The organism is Anaerorhabdus furcosa, assembly GCF_900167375.1.
Lineage (GTDB): Bacteria > Bacillota_I > Bacilli_A > Erysipelotrichales > Erysipelotrichaceae > Anaerorhabdus > Anaerorhabdus furcosa.
In genome coordinates, this window is record NZ_FUWY01000003.1 from 237,868 (window position 1) to 259,072 (window position 21,205).

A 21,205-nucleotide genomic window follows, 5' to 3' on the forward strand; every position below is an offset into this window, starting at 1 on the left:
TTAGTCTGTATAGTATGGAATTGGTACTGTTACACGAATTGATTTAATATTAAATTCATCCTTATCATAGGCATTTACTATTTTCCACTTACCACTTTCTTTTTTTAAATCGATGACTTCTACGACTTTATTAAAATAATTTTTTTCACTTTCTGTATAACTTTTTTGACCCATTACCTCGACTCTTAAATTATTGCCTTCTTTTTTAACTGAAATGATTTCATCTAGAAACGGACTAATTGTTGAATAATTCTCACCGCCACATTGACAAATAAAGCGATAAGGTATTCCATCCTTATCAATAAGATATGTCGATGAGTTTTTTGTATATGCCGACTTCAGTATTTCATCAACTTTTTCACTCACGATACCAGCCCTATAAAAGTCTATAATATCTTGTGTCGAGTTAATTCTTACACTATCTTTTATACCATGAATTTTTGGTACCATTTCACCATTACCATCCCCTTCATTACCAACATCATTAAAAACCCTACCCATAAATAAATTAGTATAGTCTTTTAAATAATCCTTTAAGCTTTCGATTATCCTACGTTCTTCTTTATACAATTTTTTATCTGTTTCATAGAAGTTTAATACAATGCCATACACTTTATACTCAACATTTAACTCATCGGAATCTAACAAGACATTTAAAGCATATTTCTCATTCAAGTAAATATTATATTCACCTTGATTGCCATTAGTGACTTCTGTTGGCGATAATATTTGAATTTTTGAGTCTTTAGTTATTGGGTCTATCTCTTGGAGATCAATGTATTTATCTTTCGCATCACGCGCATTATAATCCACAATTAATTTATTTACTTCATCAAGCAATTGCTGAGGTAACAAATCTATCATTTTATATTCTGTTTTGGTTACTACTGGCATTGGTGTTGGTGACACCGTTGGTTCACTTATTGGTGTTGTAGTGAGTTGTTTGGGCGATGAGCATCCACTCAACATTAAAAATGCTAAAAGAAAAGCTAGTAATTTAATCATATAATCTCCTTAGGTAAATAAGTCTACTATTGTAGTTCTTAACTATATAATACCATAGAAATAAAATATTTCTATGCTAAAATTATGCACTAAATACTTAATACCTTCTTCTATGTTTTTCACCTTGAACAATCACTAGCAAACTTTAATTTTCGAATTTTCAATTATTTCTTTTTTAGCAACTCATCTATAATTACACTTGGTCTTATTGATAAATTTCTACCGTAATTATTACTTATTTACAAATAAAAAGTTCAATACGAACTTTTTATTTATCTATTCCTTTTAACTTATCCATTGTTATATCAAGTTGTCCTATGGTTGTTTTCTCAAAACTTCCATGACAATCATTACCACATGTAATCATTAAGTCTTTTTCATTACAAATACTTAAACAAATCTGTGTTATTTCTTCAGAATGTGATGGATAGTAGCATTCAATCCCATCCAAATCATTACTATCTATTATTTGTCTTAGTTGTTTTTCAAACATGGCTAAATCATCTGTTTTTATCACTTTCCCTGGATGTGCTAAAATCGCTTTTCCTCCTGCATGATGTATTTCTGTGCATACTTCATTTATTGGTGGAAAATCAACACTTTCATACGTATGATTGTACTTAAAATAATAGCCAAAACTCTCACTTATGTCTGAAGCTAAACCTTTATCTACAAAATAATGTAGTGCTTTCCAGCCGCCTAGTTTTGGATCATAAGTATACTTATTAAACTCTTTTAGTGATACTTCTGAATAATCTTTTTCCATTTTAATTATCAACTTTTCACTAACTTCATCGAGTTTTCTTTTAACATCATTTAAATATTTTTTGAATTTTATATCATCTAAATCATATCCATATGCAAGTACATGATAATTTACTCCTTGTTCTAGTGTATCTACTTCTGCACCTGGTATGCATGTTATTCCAGCTTCTTGTGCTAGTTCCATCATTTCTTTACATCCTGTGCTTTGATTATGATCTGTCAAAGACATATAACCTACCTGATTCTTAATCGCTTCATCCACAATTTCTCTTGGTGATAGTGTCCCATCTGAATAAAATGAATGAATATGTAAATCTACCTTCATTATTTTACCTCCGTATTTTATAAAAGAGTAAGTTACCTTACTCTTCGATGCATCCTAATAATTCTAAAATTCGATTTAAATCATCATTGCTTGTATATTTAATTCTAATTTCATTCTTATCTAAAGTAACATAAGTTTGTAGTTTAAGTTCCATTAAATTTTCCACATATACTAAATTTGGATCTTTTTCTTTTAATGGTTTTACTTTAGTCTTTTTCTTAATATTACCTTCAGAAACATCTTTAGCAATCGCTTCTACTGCTCTTACTGATAATCCTTCTTTGTATACTTTTTCTGCAATTTCAATCGCAACATCTTCGTCTTCGATTGTTACAAGTGGACGTACATGTCCAATTGATAATTTCTTATCCGTTACCATTTTTTGAATTGGTTGAGGTAACTTTAACAAACGCATAATGTTTGTTACATAGACACGTGATTTACCAACTCGTTGCGCTAACACTTCTTGTGTATAATTTAATCTTTCAGCTAAATGTTGATATGCACTTGCTTCTTCTAACGGATTTAAGTCTTCCCGTTGCACATTTTCTAGAATAGATATTTCCATCATTTGTGCATCTGTAAAGTCCATGATGATTGCAGGTATTCTATCTTTCTTCGCAATTTTACTTGCACGCCAACGTCTTTCACCCGCAATGATTTCATATCCTTGCATACTCTTGCGAATAAGAATTGGTGTAAATACACCATGTTCACGAATTGAATCTGCAAGATCATTTAGAGCTGCTTCATCAAATATTTTTCTTGGTTGATATGGATTGGGTCTAATTTCACTTATTGCGATTTCATTTGTTTTTCCACCAGCATCCACTTTACCTTGTTGGATATCTTCAATGGCTTCCATCATGTCTTCGCCAAATATTGCCTCTAATCCTCTACCTAATCCTTTTTTCTTTTCTGTACTCATGCTTTAGCCGCCTCCTTTTGAGAACTGTTTATCACTTCTTTTGCAAGTGATGCATAAGCTTTTGCACCCTCAGATCTTACTTCATATTCAAAAATTGTTTGCTCACGGCTAGGTGCTTCTGATAACTTAATATTTCTAGGTATATAACTCTTATATACTCTTTCTTTAAAGTATTTTCTTACTTCTTGTTGAACTTCTACAGATAACTTTGTACGTGCATCAAACATTGTAAGCAATACGCCTTCAATTGTTAATGCAGGATTGAATAAACGTTGTACTAAACGGATTGTGCTTAATAGTTGAGTCAATCCTTCTAAAGCATAGTATTCACATTGAACAGGAATGATAACCGAATCCGCAGCTGTTAAAGCATTTGTATTTAATAGTCCTAAAGATGGTGGACAATCAATAATGATAAAATCATAATCATCTTTAATTTCAATTAATTTATTTCTCAATAATTTTTCTCTTCCAACTTTAAATTCAGCCATTTCTAAATCCGCTCCAGCTAAATTAATATTTGCAGGAATAACAGCACATGGAGGAATTTTTAGTTTAACAACCGCATCTTTTGCTTTAATATCACCCAGCAAAACTTCATAAACAGTTGAATCATGTTTCTTCTTATTTGCACCTATCCCTTGTGATGCATTTCCTTGAGGATCAAAGTCTACCATTAAGACCTTTTTCCCTAGATATGCTAGCCCTGCAGATAGATTAATACTCGTTGTTGTTTTACCAACGCCACCTTTTTGATTAGCGATTGCAATTATTTTCCCCATATGACACCATCCTCACTATTTAGGAAATTTTATGATAACTCTTACATCTGTTAATGTCTCATCAATTTCTGATGTCACATCAATTCCAGTTTTCTTAATCATTTGTATACATTGATTTACACTATTAATTCCAATTTGAGTATTTCTAGTAAACCCTTTTGTTGACTGTTTCTTCTTTTTTGGTTTATCTTCTTTTAATTCTTCGATATACCCTTCAGCTTGTCTTACATTGTATTGTCGATCAACAATATTGTGATACGCTTCAATTTGTTTATCACCACTTAGACTAAGTAAAGCTCTTGCATGTCTTTCGGTAATTTGCCTTTGTATTATCCCATCACGAATTTCTTCAGGTAAATTTAATAGTCTTATTTTATTTGCTACTGTTGATTGTGTTTTTCCAATTTTCCTCGCTACTTCTTCTTGTGTTAATGAAGCCTGTCTCATGATTTGAACATATGCTCTAGCTTCTTCAATTGCAGTTAAATTTTCACGTTGGACATTTTCTACTAAGGCCATTTGAGCTGCTTGCTCTTCAGTAGGTGTCATGATATAACATGGCACTCTATCAAAACCTGCTAATTGACAAGCTCTAAATCTTCTTTCACCTGCTATGATTTCATAAGTATCATTGTACTCACGAACTGTAATCGGTTGAATTAATCCATTCTCTTTTATAGATTGTGCTAATTCCTCCAAAGCAACTTGATCAAATTCTAATCTTGGTTGATAGCGATTTGGTCTAATTCTATTTACTTCTATATTTAATATTTCTTTCATGTTACTCCTTTTTAAAGCGGATTTTTCTTAATCTTCGCAAACATTCTTGGGTACTCAATTGGTGTTGATTTTACTTTTCGATAAAACAAGTTAATTCTACTTGAACCATCATTCAATGTTCTTGTTTCTTCTTTGAAAAGCTCACATCCAAGTTTAGTCGTAGCACGAAGTGCTCCATTATATTCTTCCATTCCATTGGCACCTTTCATAGCTAAGAATATTCCTTCTTTCTTAACAAGTGGAATACATAACTCTGCCAACATATTTAAGTTTGCAACAGCTCTTGCTGTTACAACATCAAAACACTCTCTATTTTTTACTGCATAGTCTTCTGCTCTAACATCAATACAATTCACATTGTTTAATTCTAATTCTTTTTTTACAGCTTCTAAAAATGTAACTCTTTTCTTTAAGGGTTCTAGAATTGTGATTTCTAATTCAGGATATGCGATTTTCAACGGAATTGATGGAAATCCAGCACCTGACCCAACATCACATAAATGTCCTTCTATTTTAGTAGTAAATGAGGGTAATAGCGAATCATAGAAGTGTTTATCTAGAACTTCTTCAAATTCAACAATTGCTGTTAGATTCATTTTTTCATTCCACTCTTTTAATAATTCAGCATACTGACAAAATTGTTTTATTTGTACTTCAGTAAGTTCTAAACCTTGTTTTGAACAAGCTTCTTTAAATTCTTCTAATTTCATACTTCCCTCCGCTACATTATTATACCAAAAATTATTCCTAACCTCTATCATTATTTCCCAAATATTTCCAACCTTAATTTGTGTTAATCTCATTAAAATAAAGGGAATATCCCTTTATTTTGTGCTTATTTTCAAGTTTTCCTTGTTGATTTCTGTAAGTTCATTACATTGAGTAAATAAAGAATGATAAGAAAAAATCGCAATTCCTCTCGTATTTCTATCAATAGCGTCTACTGCTTGCTTCTTTAAAATAGATTCATCACTATTCCATTCTTCTTGATCGCTATCATTACTTGCTACACCAATTTTATAGCCAGCTAAACCAACAATTAAATCGACATTGTTTTTTCCTGCTAGTTCTTGCCATGCTTCTAGTGTTTCTAAATATGGTTTTGTTTTATTTGTATAGCCCCAATAAATTTGTGGCACTAGATAATCAATAGAACCTTCCTGTACCCAAGCATCAACATCACCAAAAATAACATCTCTCGAGTATTCTATATTGCCTGATGGACTAATACCAAATATTTTATTCTTACTATTTACTAATTCATGAATTTTAGTAACAAGTTGATTTACGCTATTTTTTCTAAAGGTTGAACTATCTATTTCTCCACTTTGAATAAATTGCTCATAATCAAAATCTTCTATAACTTTTGCAGGGTAGAAGTAATCATCCATATGTATCCCATCAATATCATAATTAGTACATAACTCATCAACTACATCTAGAATCAGTTTTTGTGCTTCTTGCATTGAAGGATTTAAATAATAACGGTTTTCAAATAAACGGATTGCAGAATTGTTTTCATTTACCCATTGTTTTATAAGATACTCATCACTTATATCCTTCATTTGTTCGCTAGTGTAGGAGCGCATTGGATTAATCCACGCCTCAATATGCATTCCCTTTTCATGAGCTTTTTCAACAAATATCTTTAGATAATCAATGCTATCTGAATGCGATGATCTTGGATATATTTTCGATTCATACATTGCATCTGTGAATGCAACAGCATGTACAAATATTGTATTAATACCTAGTTCATCACAATTATTTATAATTTCTTCTACTTTTGATTCTACATCACCATCTGCTATGTTTTTAAACTCTGCGTTAAAATCCACATAGGAAAACCACATTGCTTTTACCTTCTCTGGTAAATCAATGTTTATTGTTTCTTTTTTACTTGTACAACCAACAAGTAATCCAATTGAAATCAATATGATGAATAATTTCTTAATCATTTCAGTTTTTCCTATCTCTTAATAACCATTTTGGCGCAGATATAATACTGATTTTTATGCCTTCTATTTCAATTTCTTTTTCTTCATTTTCAGTAATAATGATGTATTTCTCACATTCTTTAATTTTTGCAAAATTGATTAATCCTTTTATTTCTCTATTGCTTGTTTCTGCTTTCTCTAGTGAATAGCATACTTGAATTGCTATATTTTCACTAGGAATATAAAAGTCTACTTCAATTTCTTTTTTATAGAAGTATACTTGATTATCTTTTCCATATTTTTCGATTAAATCAATAGCAATTAAATTTTCAAGTAACTGTGATTTTGAATTAGCTAAAAATAAATTCAAGATTCCATTGTCTACAAAATAATATTTTGGATTACTTTCTTTTTCACCCAATGTTAGTACATAGTTCTTAATATTAAATAATAGCCATGCTTCTTGTATATATTGAACGTAATTGATTACCGTGCTTTTACCTATTTCTGTTCCAGTCGACTTCACAATATTGAAAATTCGACTAAAAGAAATTGAATCGCCTACACTTTCAGCAATTTTTTTCAATATGATTTTCAACGCATATTCATTATTCAAATTATACCTTGAGATGATATCTCCTAAGTATATTTTTTGATAAACACTACTTAGATAGTCTCTTTTTGCCATTATATTTATTAATTCTGGAAAACCTCCAAATTGCAAATACTCGTCAAAACTTTTAACAATATATGCGTATTGCTTTATTGAGTAAAACGATTCCTCTGTTATAACCACTTGATTTGCTTTCAAAAATTCAGTAAATGAATACGGATATACATTGATGATTATAAATCTTCCTCCTAGTGTTGTTGCGATTTCAGCACTCAGCATTTTGGCGTTACTACCCGTTATATAAATTGTGTATTTTGTATCAGCTAAGCGTCTTACAAACTTTTCCCAACCATCAATTAATTGAATTTCATCAAAGAATAAAATTGGCTTCTCCTCATTCATTTCATAATATGCTTCTAGAATCTGATTTAAGTTTTCTGTTTTCATTTCAAGTAAGCGCTCATCTTCAAAATTAATATAAAGTATACGCTTCTTATTTATTCCACTTTGAACCAACTCTTTTATTCGCTGAAATAAAATCGTGGACTTTCCGCTTCTTCTTATCCCCACTAAAACATAGTTCAAATTAGGTTCAAATTTTATTGGACGTTCATTAATTTGAATGCTCTCAATAAATTCTCTTGAATCTATGATTATTGACTTTAGTATATTTTTATCCACACTACCACCGTCCTGTTCACAAGACAATTTTATATCATTATTGTCTTATACACAAGACAATTTTATTTATTCTTCTAGTATACTTTTGAAGAAATCAATAAAGCCCTTTGGGATTTTACTTTCATCTTCTTCTTTTTTAGACAAATCATAAACGTATTGATTTGTTTCCAAATCTAAACTTATTGGGTCAATTGGGAAACCTTGAACACGCTTTGGATGAGGTTTAGATGTAAGCTTAAATCGTTTCCCATTAAGTGATTCATCCATACTAGAAACTATCTTGTCATCACTAAGGATGAAGCAAATTGCATTTTGGTATTTCCCTATGAGTCCATTTTCATACTGGGAAGCTAAATTTCCATAATATTCAGTCATTTCTTCATCACTTAGTTCTTTTCCGTTGACTCTTCTTACATGAGTACCTGGTTGTAATGAACCTTCAAGTCCTTCAAAGAACAAACCTGAATCACAAGAAAAAACGGGCATCTTGTATTCTTGATAATAAGTTTTTGCTTTTATGATAGCATTTTCTAGTGGATTTGAACCACTTTCATCTACCTGAGGAATTGGTAAGTTTAAATCATTTAATCCAATGATTTCTAAATCCAAATCACTATCTTTTAACCATTCTCTCATCCCATTTAATTTCCCTTGGTTTTGTGTTCCATATAATACTTTCATACTTGATCCCTCTAAATTTAGTTTACCATTTTTCACATAATAAAACTGCCAAAATCTTCGGCAGTTTGGTTTGTTAATCTTTTTTAGGTAGTATAAATTCACTATAAGGTAATGTTTCAACCCAGTCACAAAATGCATGCCATTCAGGTAATCGATGTGTTCTTCGTTGCAGATAAATTGTTTTTAATTGACGATAATTTGTTGTCATTCTTGCAGTAATTTTAAAACCAGCCGGATTAGAATATAGTACTTCTAAATAGAGATGTTTTGCCTTCTCATTTAATTCAGTAATATCAACTCCTTGTTCCTTTAAAGTTTTTATTTCTTCTTGCAAGTCATTATATGCTTTTGTTTTTTCCTTCATGATTTCAACCATGCGAGGATCTACATATTCTATAAATGCTTTATCCATATCGAATCGACAAATTCTATGCATAGTCGATTGACTGCTAATAAAATCAATAAAGTGATAACGTTCAAGCTCTACCCATGCTTTATTCGTAAAAGTTAAGTCAAATTGAACAATAATTCCATTTAAGAAATTATCATGTCCTTCTCCTACTTTGCTAGATGCTAGTTTATGAGTTGTTGGCGTAACTTCTCCTGTAACTGCATCCGTGTCAATTGCCATTGGATATTTGCTACCACGAACAGCACTTTCAATTCCATAAACCTCTACATTATTAATTACATCATTAATCTTCATTCGATCCCTTCTTTCTACGTCTTTGTTCAAGGGCAATCGCAAGCACCGCAATATCTGCTGGATTTACTCCTGATATTCTTGAAGCTTGCCCCATTGTTCTTGGACGAATTTTTTCTAATTTTTGTTTTCCTTCTAATGATAAATTATCAATCTCTAAATAGTTAATATCTTCTGGAAGTATCACTTTCTCCATTTGATTAAGTCGATTTGCTTCCTTTAATGCCTTATTAATATATCCTTCATATTTAACTTCAATTTCTATTTCTTTAGCAATTTCAGCTTCGATTTCATATCCTAATTCTTTGCATAGTTTACTACATTCTACATTAGGACGTTTCAATAAATCATAACCCGTAATTCCTTCGGTTAATTTCTCATAACCTAAACTTTCTAAGTAAGTATTCACAGAATCTTTTGGTGTAAATCGAATTTCTTTCAATTTTGCTTTACCCTCATTGATTTTACTCATTTTGCTTAAAAATTCTTGGTAGCGCTCTTCCTTGATGATTCCGAGATTATATCCCTTCTCTAGCAATCTTTGATCTGCATTGTCATGACGAAGTAATAATCTAAACTCTGCTCGTGAAGTTAATAAACGATAAGGCTCTAGTGTACCTTTTGTAACTAAATCGTCAATCATAACGCCAATATATGCTTCGTCTCTTCTTAATACTAGTGGTTCTTTGTTATTTAGTTTATTGACTGCGTTAATACCCGCCATTAACCCTTGGCCTGCAGCCTCTTCATAACCAGAGGTTCCATTTATTTGACCAGCAGTAAATAAGTTTTTTATTTTCATTGTTTCAAGCGTTGGTTTCAATTGTAAAGGATCTATTGCATCATATTCAATGGCATATGCATATTTATCAATTATTGCATTTTCAAGTCCCGGTAATGAATGGACCATTTCTTCTTGGATATCATAGGGTAGTGATGTAGAAAAACCCTGCACATAAGTTGTATCCAAATGAAGAGATTCTGGTTCTAAGAATAATTGATGTCTTTCTTTATCTGAGAAGCGAACTAACTTATCTTCAATTGATGGACAATATCTTGGCCCCACGCCTTTTACCACACCTGAATACATACTGGATTTATTTAAATTTTCTTTAATAATTTCGTGTGTCTTTGGTGCTGTATAGGTTAAGTAACACACAACTTGTTGATCATAAGGGAGTATTTCCTTTGTAGTCGTACTAAATGATACAAATTGATCAGTTCCTGGTTGAATTTCTGTTTTTGTAAAATCAATCGTATTGGTTTTAACTCGTGGTGGTGTTCCTGTTTTTAATCTGAATGTTTCCAAACCTGCCGCGCGAAGTGACGCTGATAAATCATGAGTTGTTGGTTCAGAATCAGGACCACTTTCTGTTACATTCTTAGATACCATTACCAAACTAGACATATATGTACCTGTTGTAAGAATGACAATCTTTGAATTAATGATTTCACCCGTCATCATTGTGATACCCGTTACGGTATCATTTTCAAAATTACAACATTTTACCTGACCTTCAATGACAGTTAAATTTTCTTGATGTAAACATAACTCTTGCATCATTTTTGAATATTCTATTTTATCAGATTGGACGCGTAGTGATTGAACCCCTGGCCCTTTTGTCGTATTTAACATTTTAAATTGAAGCGCTGTTTTATCAGCAGTAATACCCATTTGCCCACCAAGTGCATCAATTTCACGAACAACGATTCCTTTTGCAGGCCCTCCAATTGATGGATTACATGGCATCTTAGCGATGTTTTCTATACTCAATGTTACTAATGCAGTTTTCTTATTACAACGCGCAGAAACAAGTGCTGCCTCTACACCTGCATGACCTGCACCGACTACGATGATTTCATAATTTTTTGATGCATCCATGACTTCACAACCTCTCTTAATTTCTATACAATCATACCATACTTTTATATCACTTTATTTGTGAGTTTATTCACTTTGTAAAAAAAGAAAGAGTTATATTTCTCTTTCTTCTTTCTGTTATTTTTCCATTCCATTTGATTCTATAAGTTTTTTATACCACTCAAAACTCTTCTTTTTATATCTATTTAAACTCCCGCTTCCATCATCATTTCTATCTACATAAACAAATCCATATCTTTTTGATAATTCTGCTGAAGCTGCGCTAACACAATCAATAGGCGCCCAAGTTGTATAGCCAATAATATCTACACCTTCATTAATTGCATCTTCCATTGCTTGGATATGTTTCTTATGAAAATCTATTCTATAGTCATCTACTATCATGATTTCATTGTTTATTTCTACCAATTCTTCTTTTGCTCCAATACCATTTTCTGCTACAAATAATGGCTTATGAAAATGATCATATAAATAATTTAAGATATATCTCAATCCCTCTGGATCAATTGGATAATTATAATCAGAATAATCTACATATGGATTTTTTAAACCTCTCATAATATTTCCATTAGCCATAGTATATTCATTTTCATTGTATGCAACAACTTTACTACTATAATAACTAAACGAAATAAAATCTACTGTATTTTGTAAGACTCTTTCATCTTCACTTGTTATATCTAATTTAACGTTATTTTGTTCCCACATTCTTTTAGCAAAATATGGATATTTACCTTCACAGTGTACGTGAATGAAATAATCAAGTTCTTGTTGAGATTCCATCATTGTAATCATATCTTTTGGATGACATGTCATTGGATAGCGAGGTGCTGATGCCGCCATGCATCCTATCATCAAATTACTATTAATCCCTTTTGCAATTTCTGTAACTTTTGCACTTGCAACTAATTGATGATGAGCTGTTTGAAACTTATCTTGTTCTGTTACCTTTGATTTTTCTGTCATTACCCCAGCTCCTAGTAATGGAGAAATTAATGTGACATTTATTTCATTGAAAGTTAACCAATACTTCACTCGATCATGATATCTTCTAATTACTGTTTCTGCATATCGAACAAAATAATCTATCACTTCTCTTGATTTAAAACCATCAAATTTTTTACATAAATGAAGAGGTATCTCGTAGTGAGATAAAGTAATAAGTGGCTCAATATTATTTTTTAGGCATTCGTTGATAACATTGTCATAAAATATTAAACCCTCTTCATTTGGAATTAAGTCATCACCATTTGGAAAAATTCTACTCCATGCAATCGAGAAGCGAAACACTTTAAATCCCATTTCCGAAAGAAGATGAATATCTTCTTTGTATCTATGATAAAAGTCTGTACCAACTAATTTTAAATTGTCATTTGTTGGTAATTCAGTTACAGGACCTCTTACACCTTTTGGCATTACATCTTGTTGTGATAATCCTTTACCATAACTATTGTATGCCCCTTCACATTGATTCGCAGCTAAAGCTCCACCCCATAAAAAGTTTTTTGGAAATGCCATTATGAAATTACCGTCAAAATCGTTGAATCTGTTGATACTTCTTTTTCGTTAGTTTCAACAATATCCAAGAAATCACTTGAATTGGTAACTATGATTGGTGTTGTTATATCATATCCTTCATTCTTTATTTCTTTAAGATCAAATGAGATTAACTTTTCACCTTTTTTAACTTCTTGTCCTACACTGACATGTGTTTCAAAATATTTTCCATTTAATTTTACCGTGTCTAGTCCAATATGAATCAATATTTCAACGCCATCTTTATCTTTTATTCCAATTGCATGTTTTGTTTCAAATATCATTTCAATCACTCCATCAATTGGTGAATATACAATTCCTTCACTTGGAATAATTGCACATCCTTTTCCCATTGCCTCAGATTTGAAAGCATCATCTGTTACATCAGATAATTGTATTAATTCACCTTTTATCGGTGCAAATAATTCTTTTCTTTTATTTATCAAATTAGCATCAACTGATTTTGTTTTTTCAGAAGTATTACTCTCATCTTTATGGGTAATGTAACTTAATACAAAAGCTAAGATCATTGAAATAGCTACTGCTATACATATGTTAATAAACGAATTATCACTTCCTAAATAAACAGGGAGTGCAAAAATTGTTGAAGTACCATAAGCCCATTGTTTTACACCAGTAATCCCAGCATACAGTCCTCCAATTGCACCAGCAATCATAGAACAATACAAAGGTTTTTTTAGTTTTAATCCGATACCATATAATGTTGGTTCTGTTATACCACATAAAGCTGTAATACCAACAGTTGATGCTAAGCTTTTTAATTCTGCATTTTTTGTTTTTAATGCTACACCAAATGTTGCTGCTGATTGTGCCATATTACTACAAACCATTCCAGGTGCTAGGATTGTTGCATAGCCCATCGTTGCACGTTGAATTGATTGAGCACTTCCTATAGCGTAATGCATTCCTGTCATAACTAATAATGGACATAATCCACCAATAAGCATTGGTACAAACCATCCTACATTTGCTTCTAAGAATGTAAATACTTTTGCTAGATATTCTCCAATGATTGCACCTAATGGGCCTAATGCTACAAATCCAACAGGTACAGTAATTAAGATTACTATCATTGGAACAAAGAAAGTTTTAATTGCTTTAGGTGTTAATTTTGTAACAAATTTTTCTATGATTGATTGGAAATAAACAATTAATATTATTGGTACCACGCTTGATGTATATGTTGCTAATGTAACTGGTAATCCAATAACACTTACTGCTTCTCCAGCTGTTTTGAATCCTATATAAGTAGGATGCACTAACATTGCAGCAAAAATGAGTGATAAGTATGGATTGCATTTAAATTTCTTTCCTGCTGAAAATGCAAGAAAGAATGGCATATAGTAAAACACACAATCCGCAACCATATAGAAAATTTGATACGTTTGTGATGCACTATCTACCAAATTAAATTGAACTAATATGGATAAAATCGCTTTGATCATACCAGCACCAGCTAATGGTCCAATCATTGGCATAACAACACTTGCCATTGTATCAAACAAAGCGGATACTATATTTTTCTTTTCTTTCTTTTGTTCTCCATCATCTGATTGTTTAATATTAGTGGATTTTATTAATTCATCATAAACCTCACTAACATGAGTTCCAATAACTATTTGAAATTGTCCTCCTTTGCTCACACAACCAACAACTCCATTTATTTTTTTAGCTGCCTCAATACTTGCTTTTGAATCATCTTTCAAAACGAATCTTAATCTTGTCATGCAATGTGTAACTGTTTCAATATTCTTTTCTCCTCCTACGGATTCAAGAATTTGACTAATTAACTCTTTGTATTTCATATTTTCTCCTTATAATTAATAAAGGCTTAAGTTATCAAAAAACTATTAAAAGTTTTTTGAATCCTCAAGCCTTGCCCTCTTCGGTTACAACCTTTTTCGATTCTATTGCTCTTTCTGTTAATCTTCTAACATGGAGCATGAAATATAACATTTCTTCATTTGTAATACTGATATTAATTTTTGATTCTAGATATAGCTTAACTCTCTTAACACATTTGTATGTATCTGGATATTTTGTCTTAATTTGATCAAATAGAAAATCATCATTCGATTGATTAGTACTGTTAATTCTTTGTAGAAAGAAACGAACATGCGTTATAAATCTACTGTAGTTAATTGAATCTTCATCTAAATCAATTTTATAATGAAATTTTATTATATTTAGGATATCTTGAATAATCATTGTAGCTTCCACTGTTTTCTTTACACCACTGCCACTTTGTTGGCCATTTACAAAGTGCATAGCTATAAAACTTGCTTCATCTTCAGACATCCGGATGCCCTCAGAATATGCTATTAAATCCAAAGATTCAAGTGCTACATTAAATTCAGGCCTATAAAATTTCTTTATTTCCCATAGAAGTGCATTCTTTAGCTCATCATGTTCTTTTGCTCTTTTAATTGCAAAATTAATATGATCAGCTAGACCTATAAAAATCGAGTCATCAAATTTAGTATCTAATTTCTTCTCAGCAAATTCGATAATTTTTTTAGTTAGCTCAATGTGATTAATGGGAACATCATTTACAAGTTTAACAAATCTTGCTTGAAGATCTTCAGATTCAATCGAAAATGTTTTTTCAATTTTGCTAAGATTAACATCATCGCCTTGATTGACTCCATAACCAATTCCTTTGCCTAAAAGAATTACTTCTAGAAATCGCTCATCTTCTGCTAAAACAATATTATTGTTAAATACTTTTTTGATTTTCAAGAACACACCCCCTTTCCTTTAAAAATAAAAGCCTAAACTACGCCCAAAAATAATGGATACGAAGTTTAGGCCTTGCCTTCTTAAAGTTACAACCCTAAATATGATTCCATATTATCTAATGTAACCGCTTTTGTCAACTAGTTCTTAAAATTTTATTTTTTTGACATATGAAAAACCTATCACTCATAAATTGAGCAATAGGTATCTATTATTCTTCATTAAGTTTTTTTATTAATTCCACAGTGCTATCTATTAATGGTTGTTCAGTTAGAAGTTCAAATTTCAGTTTGAAATTGTATTCACTTATTTCTTTAATTAAAATTCGATAACTAACTAAGTGTCCAATTAAATATTGTATTTTACGATTATAATCTTTTGACTTATAAATGAATGGAACTGCAATCGTAACTTCATTATTTTCATAGCAAATGCAATCCATCTTACTTCCTTTAATTAATTCAAAAGAAGAGTCTTCACACTTTTCTCTTGATAGTTTCTTTGCTTTTTTAAGTTCAGTATCAGTATAAAAATCATCATTTATTTTTTGATAAACAAGAGAGAACTGATGTTTTACTTCATCCTCTTCTAGTGTTGGTTTAGGTTCACTTGAAGACATCGCTACTGTCCACATATCTATTCCACTTTCATTTGCTTTACTTAAAAGCTTTGATGTAGCTTGTGGATCTTCTTTATCTAAATAAATATAACTTTCTATTTTATTTGAAATTATGACACCAACTTCACTTAAATAAATTGGTGATTGGAAGAAAACAACTTCATCCAAAAACAAACAGTTCATTTGTTTCGGCATAACTTTATCTTTCGATACTTTTAATATTGCATCATACAACTCATCTTGAGTTGCATAGCCATTTAAAGTTCCATATTCTTTCCACATTTTTTTGAAACTCAATGTATAAGATTTCTTAAACTTTCCATAACCCACAATACCTTTTTCTTTTCTTCTACCTCTTTCACTTCCTTTAGCTAGAAAGAAAAGTAAATCACCTTCAATAAAATCTGCAAATCTTTTTTGAGATCCTGGACGCCAAAAATTCATCGAATGATTTCCATTCAAACGATGAAATTCAATCATATGTTTATCTGTAACATACGCAATTGATGACATTTCCTTTACCCTTTCTTATTTAGAAAATTCCGTAACTATCTCCATTTTCATCAACACCCATACCAAGTGCTGCAGGTACTTTTGGAAGTCCTGGCATTGTCATAATACTTCCAGTAAAGACAACAATGAATCCAGCTCCAGCAGATACTTTTACTTCGTTGACATGAATATCGAAACCACTAGGTCTTCCCATAATTTTTGGATCATCTGTAAGTGACATTGGTGTTTTAGCCATACAAATAGGTAAATGTTCAAAACCTAATTGTTTTAATTTTTCAATTTGTACCTTCGCTTCATCACTAAACACAACACCTTTACCACCATATACTTTTTGAGTAATGGTTAACACTTTATTTTCAATTGAATCATTTACATCATAGATTGGTGCATAATGTGATTCCTCATCACAACATGCAACAACTTTTTTTGCTAAATCAATTGTACCTTCTCCACCCTTTGCCCATGCATCAGATAAGGATACAAGTACTCCTTTTTCTTCACACCATTTTTCTAATGCTGCTACTTCCGCATCAGTATCTTTAGTAAACTTATTAATTGCAACTAGTATTGGTACTCCAAATTGTTTTACAGTATCAATATGTTTTTCTAAGTTTTCAATACCTTTCAACATTGCTTCAACATTTTCATTTCCTAACTCATCTGCACTTACACCACCATGTAATTTAAGTGCACGAATTGTTGCAACAACAACAATTGCATTTGGTTTTAATTCTGCAACTCTACATTTTATATCTAAGAATTTTTCAGCTCCTAAATCTGCCCCAAATCCTGCTTCAGTCACTACATAATCAGCAAGTTTTAATGCCATCTTAGTAGCAATAACAGAATTACAACCGTGAGCAATGTTAGCAAAAGGACCACCATGAATTAATACTGGTGTCTTTTGTAATGTTTGTACTAAGTTTGGTTTAATTGCCTCTTTCATAACTACCGCTAAAGCACCACCTACTTTTAAGTCTTTAATCGTAACTGGTTGATCATCATATGTATAAGCAACAATGCATCGATTAATTCTTTCTTCAAAGTCTTTTAAATCTTTAGATAAACATAAAACGGCCATTACCTCTGTTGCAACTGTGATGCAGAAACTATCTTTTCTTTCCACTCCATTGGTTGGTTTATCTTGCGCGATTGTAATACTACGTAATGTTCTATCATTCATATCTAAACATCTTTTCCAAATTACTTTTGTTGGATCGATATTTAATTCATTTCCTTGATAGATTGAATTATCCAAAACAGCTGATACTAAATTATTCGTCGTTGTGATTGCATGCATATCTCCAGTGAAGTGCAAATTGATATCTTCCATTGGAACTACCTGTGCATAGCCACCACCTGTTGCTCCACCCTTTAAACCAAACACTGGTCCCAGTGATGGCTCACGCAAACAACCCATTACATTTTTACCTATTAGTGAAAGTCCATCAACTAATCCTACTGTTGTTGTTGATTTTCCTTCTCCTGCTTTTGTTGGGTTAATTGCCGTTACTAAAATAAGTTTTCCATCTTTCTTATCTTGTAATTCTTGCATTAGGTCATTGTTGATTTTAGCTTTTGTTGAACCATAGTATTCTACATACTTAGGATCAATGTGCGCTTTCTCTACAATTTTTGAGATGGGTTCCATCACATTTTCTTGAGCAATTTGTAAGTCTGTTTTCATTTCCTTTTCCCCCGCTTTTGATTAATCGTTCTTCATTTGTTTACGACCCTCTAATGCTTTGATTAGAGTAAGTTCATCAGCATAATCTAGATGTCCACCCATTGGTAATCCATGAGCAATCCGTGTAGTTAAACAATTCTTTTCTTCTAATAACTTCGCTAAATATAGCGCTGTTGTTTCTCCTTCAAGTGTTAGGTTTGTCGCAAGAATTACTTCATCAACTCCCTGGTCCACTCGTCTCATTAATGATTGGATATTTAAGTCTTCTGGTAATACACCTTTTCTTGGTGATATTACACCTTGAAGCACATGATACACACCATTAAACTCTCTTGTTTTTTCCATTGCAATAATATCTTTTGCTGATTGCACAACACAAATAATTCTTTTGTTTCTTGAAGTATCTTGGCATATTAAACAAGTATCATCTTCACTGTAATTTCCACATATTAAACATGTATGAATGTTTGTCTTGCAATCAATTAAAGCTTTTGCAAATCCTTGAATATCTTCTTCACTTGTATCTAACATGAGGAGTGCATAGCGCTCTGCAGTTTTTGCACCAACTCCTGGAAGAAGTTTAAAATATTCAATTAATTCTTCTAAACTTTTCGGATACATAATTAGAACATACCTGGCATTTTAACACCAGCTGTTACTGCTCCCATTTTTTCTTCACGATCTTTGCTTGCAGTTTCTACTGCTTGATTAATCGCAACCATTATTAAATCTTGTAACATATCCTTGTTATCTTTTTCTAATAAATCTTCATCAATAGTAATATTTGTAACTTCATAGTTACCTTTAATCGTAACATTTACTCCATTACCTCCAGCACTACCTGTATATTCTGATTCATTCAATTCTGATTCAATTTTTTGAATGCTACCTTGCATTTTTTGTGCTTGCTTTAATAAATTTTGTAAATCCATTTTTTATTCCTCCTCAAAAATAGTAATATTTTCTTCACCAAATAAATCAATTAGTTTTTCTTCACTGGTTTTCTTTTTCTCTTTTGTTACAACTTTCTTATACTTGGTGATAATTGCTGCATCTGGCAATTCATTTTTAGTCCAACGCTCTTTGAATTCTTGTGTAATACGCGCAAACAAATTCTTGTCGATTGCATAAATCATTTTATCCAAATCACATTGTTCTTTTACAAAATAATATAGTTCTTGGTTTAATTGTAAATCATTGATTTGATTTGCTTCAGCTGTTGAATCTGTTGCAAGAACCAAATAATCTTGTCCACTTGCTGCTATTTCTGTGTGCTTTAATATTGTTGCACATTTAGCACAAGTCATCTCTCTTGATTTACTATCCAATGTATTCCATATCTGCTTATCAAGTTCTTTATTTTCTTTGCTTGCACCTGATAATAAACTCAATACAAATTCACTATCCAATGTAGGTATACTTTCTTGCTTTTTAGGTTTTACTTCCTCTTGAATTTCTTCGTCACTTACTTCTATGTTATCAACTACTTCTTTTTCAATTTTAACTTCTGGTTTTGCCATATTCTCTCGTTTTGGTTCTAAAGAAACAATTGGTTTTACAACTTCAACTACTTGTGCTTTTTCGGTAGTTGCTCCTATCATTTTTAGAACTGCTACTTCAAAATAAGAAGTTACATTGCTTGCGTTTCTATAAGATACTGTTGCTTCCATTAAAACATCAATCATTTTAAGAAGTGTGTTAGCATCTTTATTATTACTGATTGTTTCTACTTCTTCTACATTTAATATTTGAAGTAAACCTGAATCACTTGTATAGGAATAAATTACGCTTTCTTTTAATACTTCAACTAAATCATTTGTAAGACGACGAATATCAACACCTTTTTCATTTAATGATTGAATCATGTTGAGTAATGATCGCGCATCTTTGTCAAAGATATTTTGGATTAATTCCATTTTTTCTTTGATTGTTGTTATACCATAAATATCATTAACATGCTTAACTGTAATTTCGTCTTGTGCATAAGCAATACATTGATCTAAAATACTCAATGCATCACGCATCCCTCCATCAGATAATACCGCAACTAATCGCAATGCTTCATCATCAACTTTAATTCCTTCGGTATCCACAACATAACGAAGTCGTTGGATGATTTCATCTTGTGCAACTTTGCCAAAGTCATAACGTTGACAACGTGAAATAATGGTTGGTAAAACTTTGTATGGTTCTGTTGTAGCCAAGACAAAGATTACGTGTGCCGGCGGTTCTTCCAATGTTTTTAATAGAGCATTAAAAGCACCTTGAGATAACATATGAACTTCATCGATAATGTATACTTTAAATTTACCTTGAATTGGTGAATATTTTACCTTTTCAATTAAATCTCTTATTTGATCTACACCACTGCTACTTGCAGCATCTATTTCAACGATGTCTTGATGTGTTCCTGCATCACTTGCCTTGCAATTTTCACATACATTACAGGGTGCATTTTCTTTATCTTCACAATTCACTGCTTTAGCTAAAAGACGTGCTACAGAAGTTTTCCCAGTACCACGTGGTCCACACAGTAAATATGCATGTGCTGTTTTATTTTGTTTAACTGCATTCATCAAAGTCGTTATAATATGTTTTTGACCTACGACTTCTTCAAAAGAAGTTGGGCGATACGTACGATATAATGCTTTATAACCCATTTTTGCCTTCCTCCTTTTTTACTAACTTACTTTATTTATTATACCAAAAATGTCCATGGTTTTATAGTGGGTATTCAAGTACCCATTCCTGGTTATTTATAGATTTCAAAGAAGTCTTTGCATTCAATTTTGCTTTTTTCATCTAAATCATGCCAACGAATACCTTGAACTGCCCCTTCAAGTGCGTACAATTGATTAATACAAGCTGTCGGATCTACTTTTTTCTTTATTTCAAGCCATGCTTTTTGACTACCCTTTTGTTTTAATTCTTCAATTGTATCAATACCAATATCATGTAAATTTTGCTCTAACACTTTCCCAATGTTTACAACTTTTGACAAACTACCCATC

At 31.6% G+C, this 21,205-nt stretch carries 20 protein-coding genes; all 20 read right to left on the reverse strand.

Features of this window, described 5'->3' with window-relative positions:
• Entirely contained in the window at positions 1–1,005 is a 1,005-nt protein-coding gene (locus tag B5D14_RS06630; protein ID WP_078711811.1) for a hypothetical protein, read from the reverse strand.
• Positions 1,006–1,273: 268 nt separating this feature from the next.
• On the reverse strand, positions 1,274–2,095 hold the full coding sequence (locus tag B5D14_RS06635) for a PHP domain-containing protein (protein WP_078711812.1): 822 nt from the start codon (positions 2,093–2,095) through the stop codon (positions 1,274–1,276).
• Between the two features lie 37 nt (positions 2,096–2,132).
• Positions 2,133–3,023 carry a ParB/RepB/Spo0J family partition protein gene (locus B5D14_RS06640; RefSeq protein ID WP_078711813.1) on the reverse strand — a complete coding sequence of 297 codons (891 nt, stop codon included), beginning with the start codon at positions 3,021–3,023 and terminating at the stop codon, positions 2,133–2,135.
• Positions 3,020–3,805: a ParA family protein gene (locus B5D14_RS06645; protein WP_078711814.1), complete on the reverse strand. Its 786-nt coding sequence runs from the start codon at positions 3,803–3,805 to the stop codon at positions 3,020–3,022. The genes B5D14_RS06640 and B5D14_RS06645 overlap by 4 nt, the downstream gene beginning before the upstream one ends.
• 15 nt (positions 3,806–3,820) lie before the next feature.
• Positions 3,821–4,585, reverse strand: coding sequence for a nucleoid occlusion protein (noc, locus tag B5D14_RS06650; RefSeq protein ID WP_078711815.1), 765 nt, complete (start codon positions 4,583–4,585; stop codon positions 3,821–3,823).
• An 11-nt stretch (positions 4,586–4,596) separates the two neighbouring features.
• Positions 4,597–5,295: a 16S rRNA (guanine(527)-N(7))-methyltransferase RsmG gene (rsmG, locus tag B5D14_RS06655; RefSeq protein WP_078711816.1), complete on the reverse strand. Its 699-nt coding sequence runs from the start codon at positions 5,293–5,295 to the stop codon at positions 4,597–4,599.
• 114 nt (positions 5,296–5,409) lie between these two features.
• Positions 5,410–6,543 carry a glycoside hydrolase family 10-like protein gene (locus B5D14_RS06660; protein ID WP_078711817.1) on the reverse strand — a complete coding sequence of 378 codons (1,134 nt, stop codon included), beginning with the start codon at positions 6,541–6,543 and terminating at the stop codon, positions 5,410–5,412.
• A 1-nt stretch (position 6,544) separates the two neighbouring features.
• Complete coding sequence (locus tag B5D14_RS06665; RefSeq protein ID WP_078711818.1) at positions 6,545–7,816, reverse strand: ATP-binding protein; 1,272 nt, start codon at positions 7,814–7,816, stop codon at positions 6,545–6,547.
• Between the two features lie 66 nt (positions 7,817–7,882).
• Positions 7,883–8,497, reverse strand: coding sequence for a non-canonical purine NTP pyrophosphatase (locus B5D14_RS06670; protein WP_078711819.1), 615 nt, complete (start codon positions 8,495–8,497; stop codon positions 7,883–7,885).
• Positions 8,498–8,570: 73 nt separating this feature from the next.
• Positions 8,571–9,203, reverse strand: coding sequence for a hypothetical protein (locus B5D14_RS06675; protein WP_078711820.1), 633 nt, complete (start codon positions 9,201–9,203; stop codon positions 8,571–8,573).
• Positions 9,193–11,082, reverse strand: a complete 1,890-nt coding sequence (mnmG, locus tag B5D14_RS06680) for a tRNA uridine-5-carboxymethylaminomethyl(34) synthesis enzyme MnmG (RefSeq protein WP_078711821.1) — start codon at positions 11,080–11,082, stop codon at positions 9,193–9,195. Before mnmG ends, B5D14_RS06675 begins: the two co-directional genes overlap by 11 nt.
• Before the next feature lie 117 nt (positions 11,083–11,199).
• On the reverse strand, positions 11,200–12,600 hold the full coding sequence (locus B5D14_RS06685) for a glycoside hydrolase family 1 protein (protein ID WP_078711822.1): 1,401 nt from the start codon (positions 12,598–12,600) through the stop codon (positions 11,200–11,202).
• Positions 12,600–14,444, reverse strand: coding sequence for a beta-glucoside-specific PTS transporter subunit IIABC (locus tag B5D14_RS06690; protein WP_078711823.1), 1,845 nt, complete (start codon positions 14,442–14,444; stop codon positions 12,600–12,602). The genes B5D14_RS06685 and B5D14_RS06690 overlap by 1 nt, the downstream gene beginning before the upstream one ends.
• A gap of 64 nt (positions 14,445–14,508) precedes the next feature.
• The gene (gene licT / locus B5D14_RS06695; RefSeq protein ID WP_078711824.1) at positions 14,509–15,384 is read right to left on the reverse strand and encodes a BglG family transcription antiterminator LicT; all 876 of its coding nucleotides are present in this window, start codon (positions 15,382–15,384) and stop codon (positions 14,509–14,511) included.
• A gap of 202 nt (positions 15,385–15,586) precedes the next feature.
• Entirely contained in the window at positions 15,587–16,507 is a 921-nt protein-coding gene (locus B5D14_RS06700; protein WP_078711825.1) for a hypothetical protein, read from the reverse strand.
• 19 nt (positions 16,508–16,526) lie between these two features.
• Positions 16,527–18,194 carry a formate--tetrahydrofolate ligase gene (locus tag B5D14_RS06705; RefSeq protein WP_078711826.1) on the reverse strand — a complete coding sequence of 556 codons (1,668 nt, stop codon included), beginning with the start codon at positions 18,192–18,194 and terminating at the stop codon, positions 16,527–16,529.
• Between the two features lie 21 nt (positions 18,195–18,215).
• Positions 18,216–18,815, reverse strand: coding sequence for a recombination mediator RecR (gene recR / locus B5D14_RS06710; RefSeq protein WP_078711827.1), 600 nt, complete (start codon positions 18,813–18,815; stop codon positions 18,216–18,218).
• Between the two features lie 2 nt (positions 18,816–18,817).
• On the reverse strand, positions 18,818–19,126 hold the full coding sequence (locus B5D14_RS06715) for a YbaB/EbfC family nucleoid-associated protein (protein WP_078711828.1): 309 nt from the start codon (positions 19,124–19,126) through the stop codon (positions 18,818–18,820).
• A gap of 3 nt (positions 19,127–19,129) precedes the next feature.
• Positions 19,130–20,854: a DNA polymerase III subunit gamma/tau gene (gene dnaX / locus B5D14_RS06720; RefSeq protein ID WP_078711829.1), complete on the reverse strand. Its 1,725-nt coding sequence runs from the start codon at positions 20,852–20,854 to the stop codon at positions 19,130–19,132.
• A gap of 92 nt (positions 20,855–20,946) precedes the next feature.
• Positions 20,947–21,204 (reverse strand): TfoX/Sxy family protein, encoded by a 258-nt coding sequence (locus tag B5D14_RS06725; protein WP_078711830.1) that lies wholly within the window; start codon positions 21,202–21,204, stop codon positions 20,947–20,949.
• Position 21,205 lies beyond the last annotated feature (1 nt).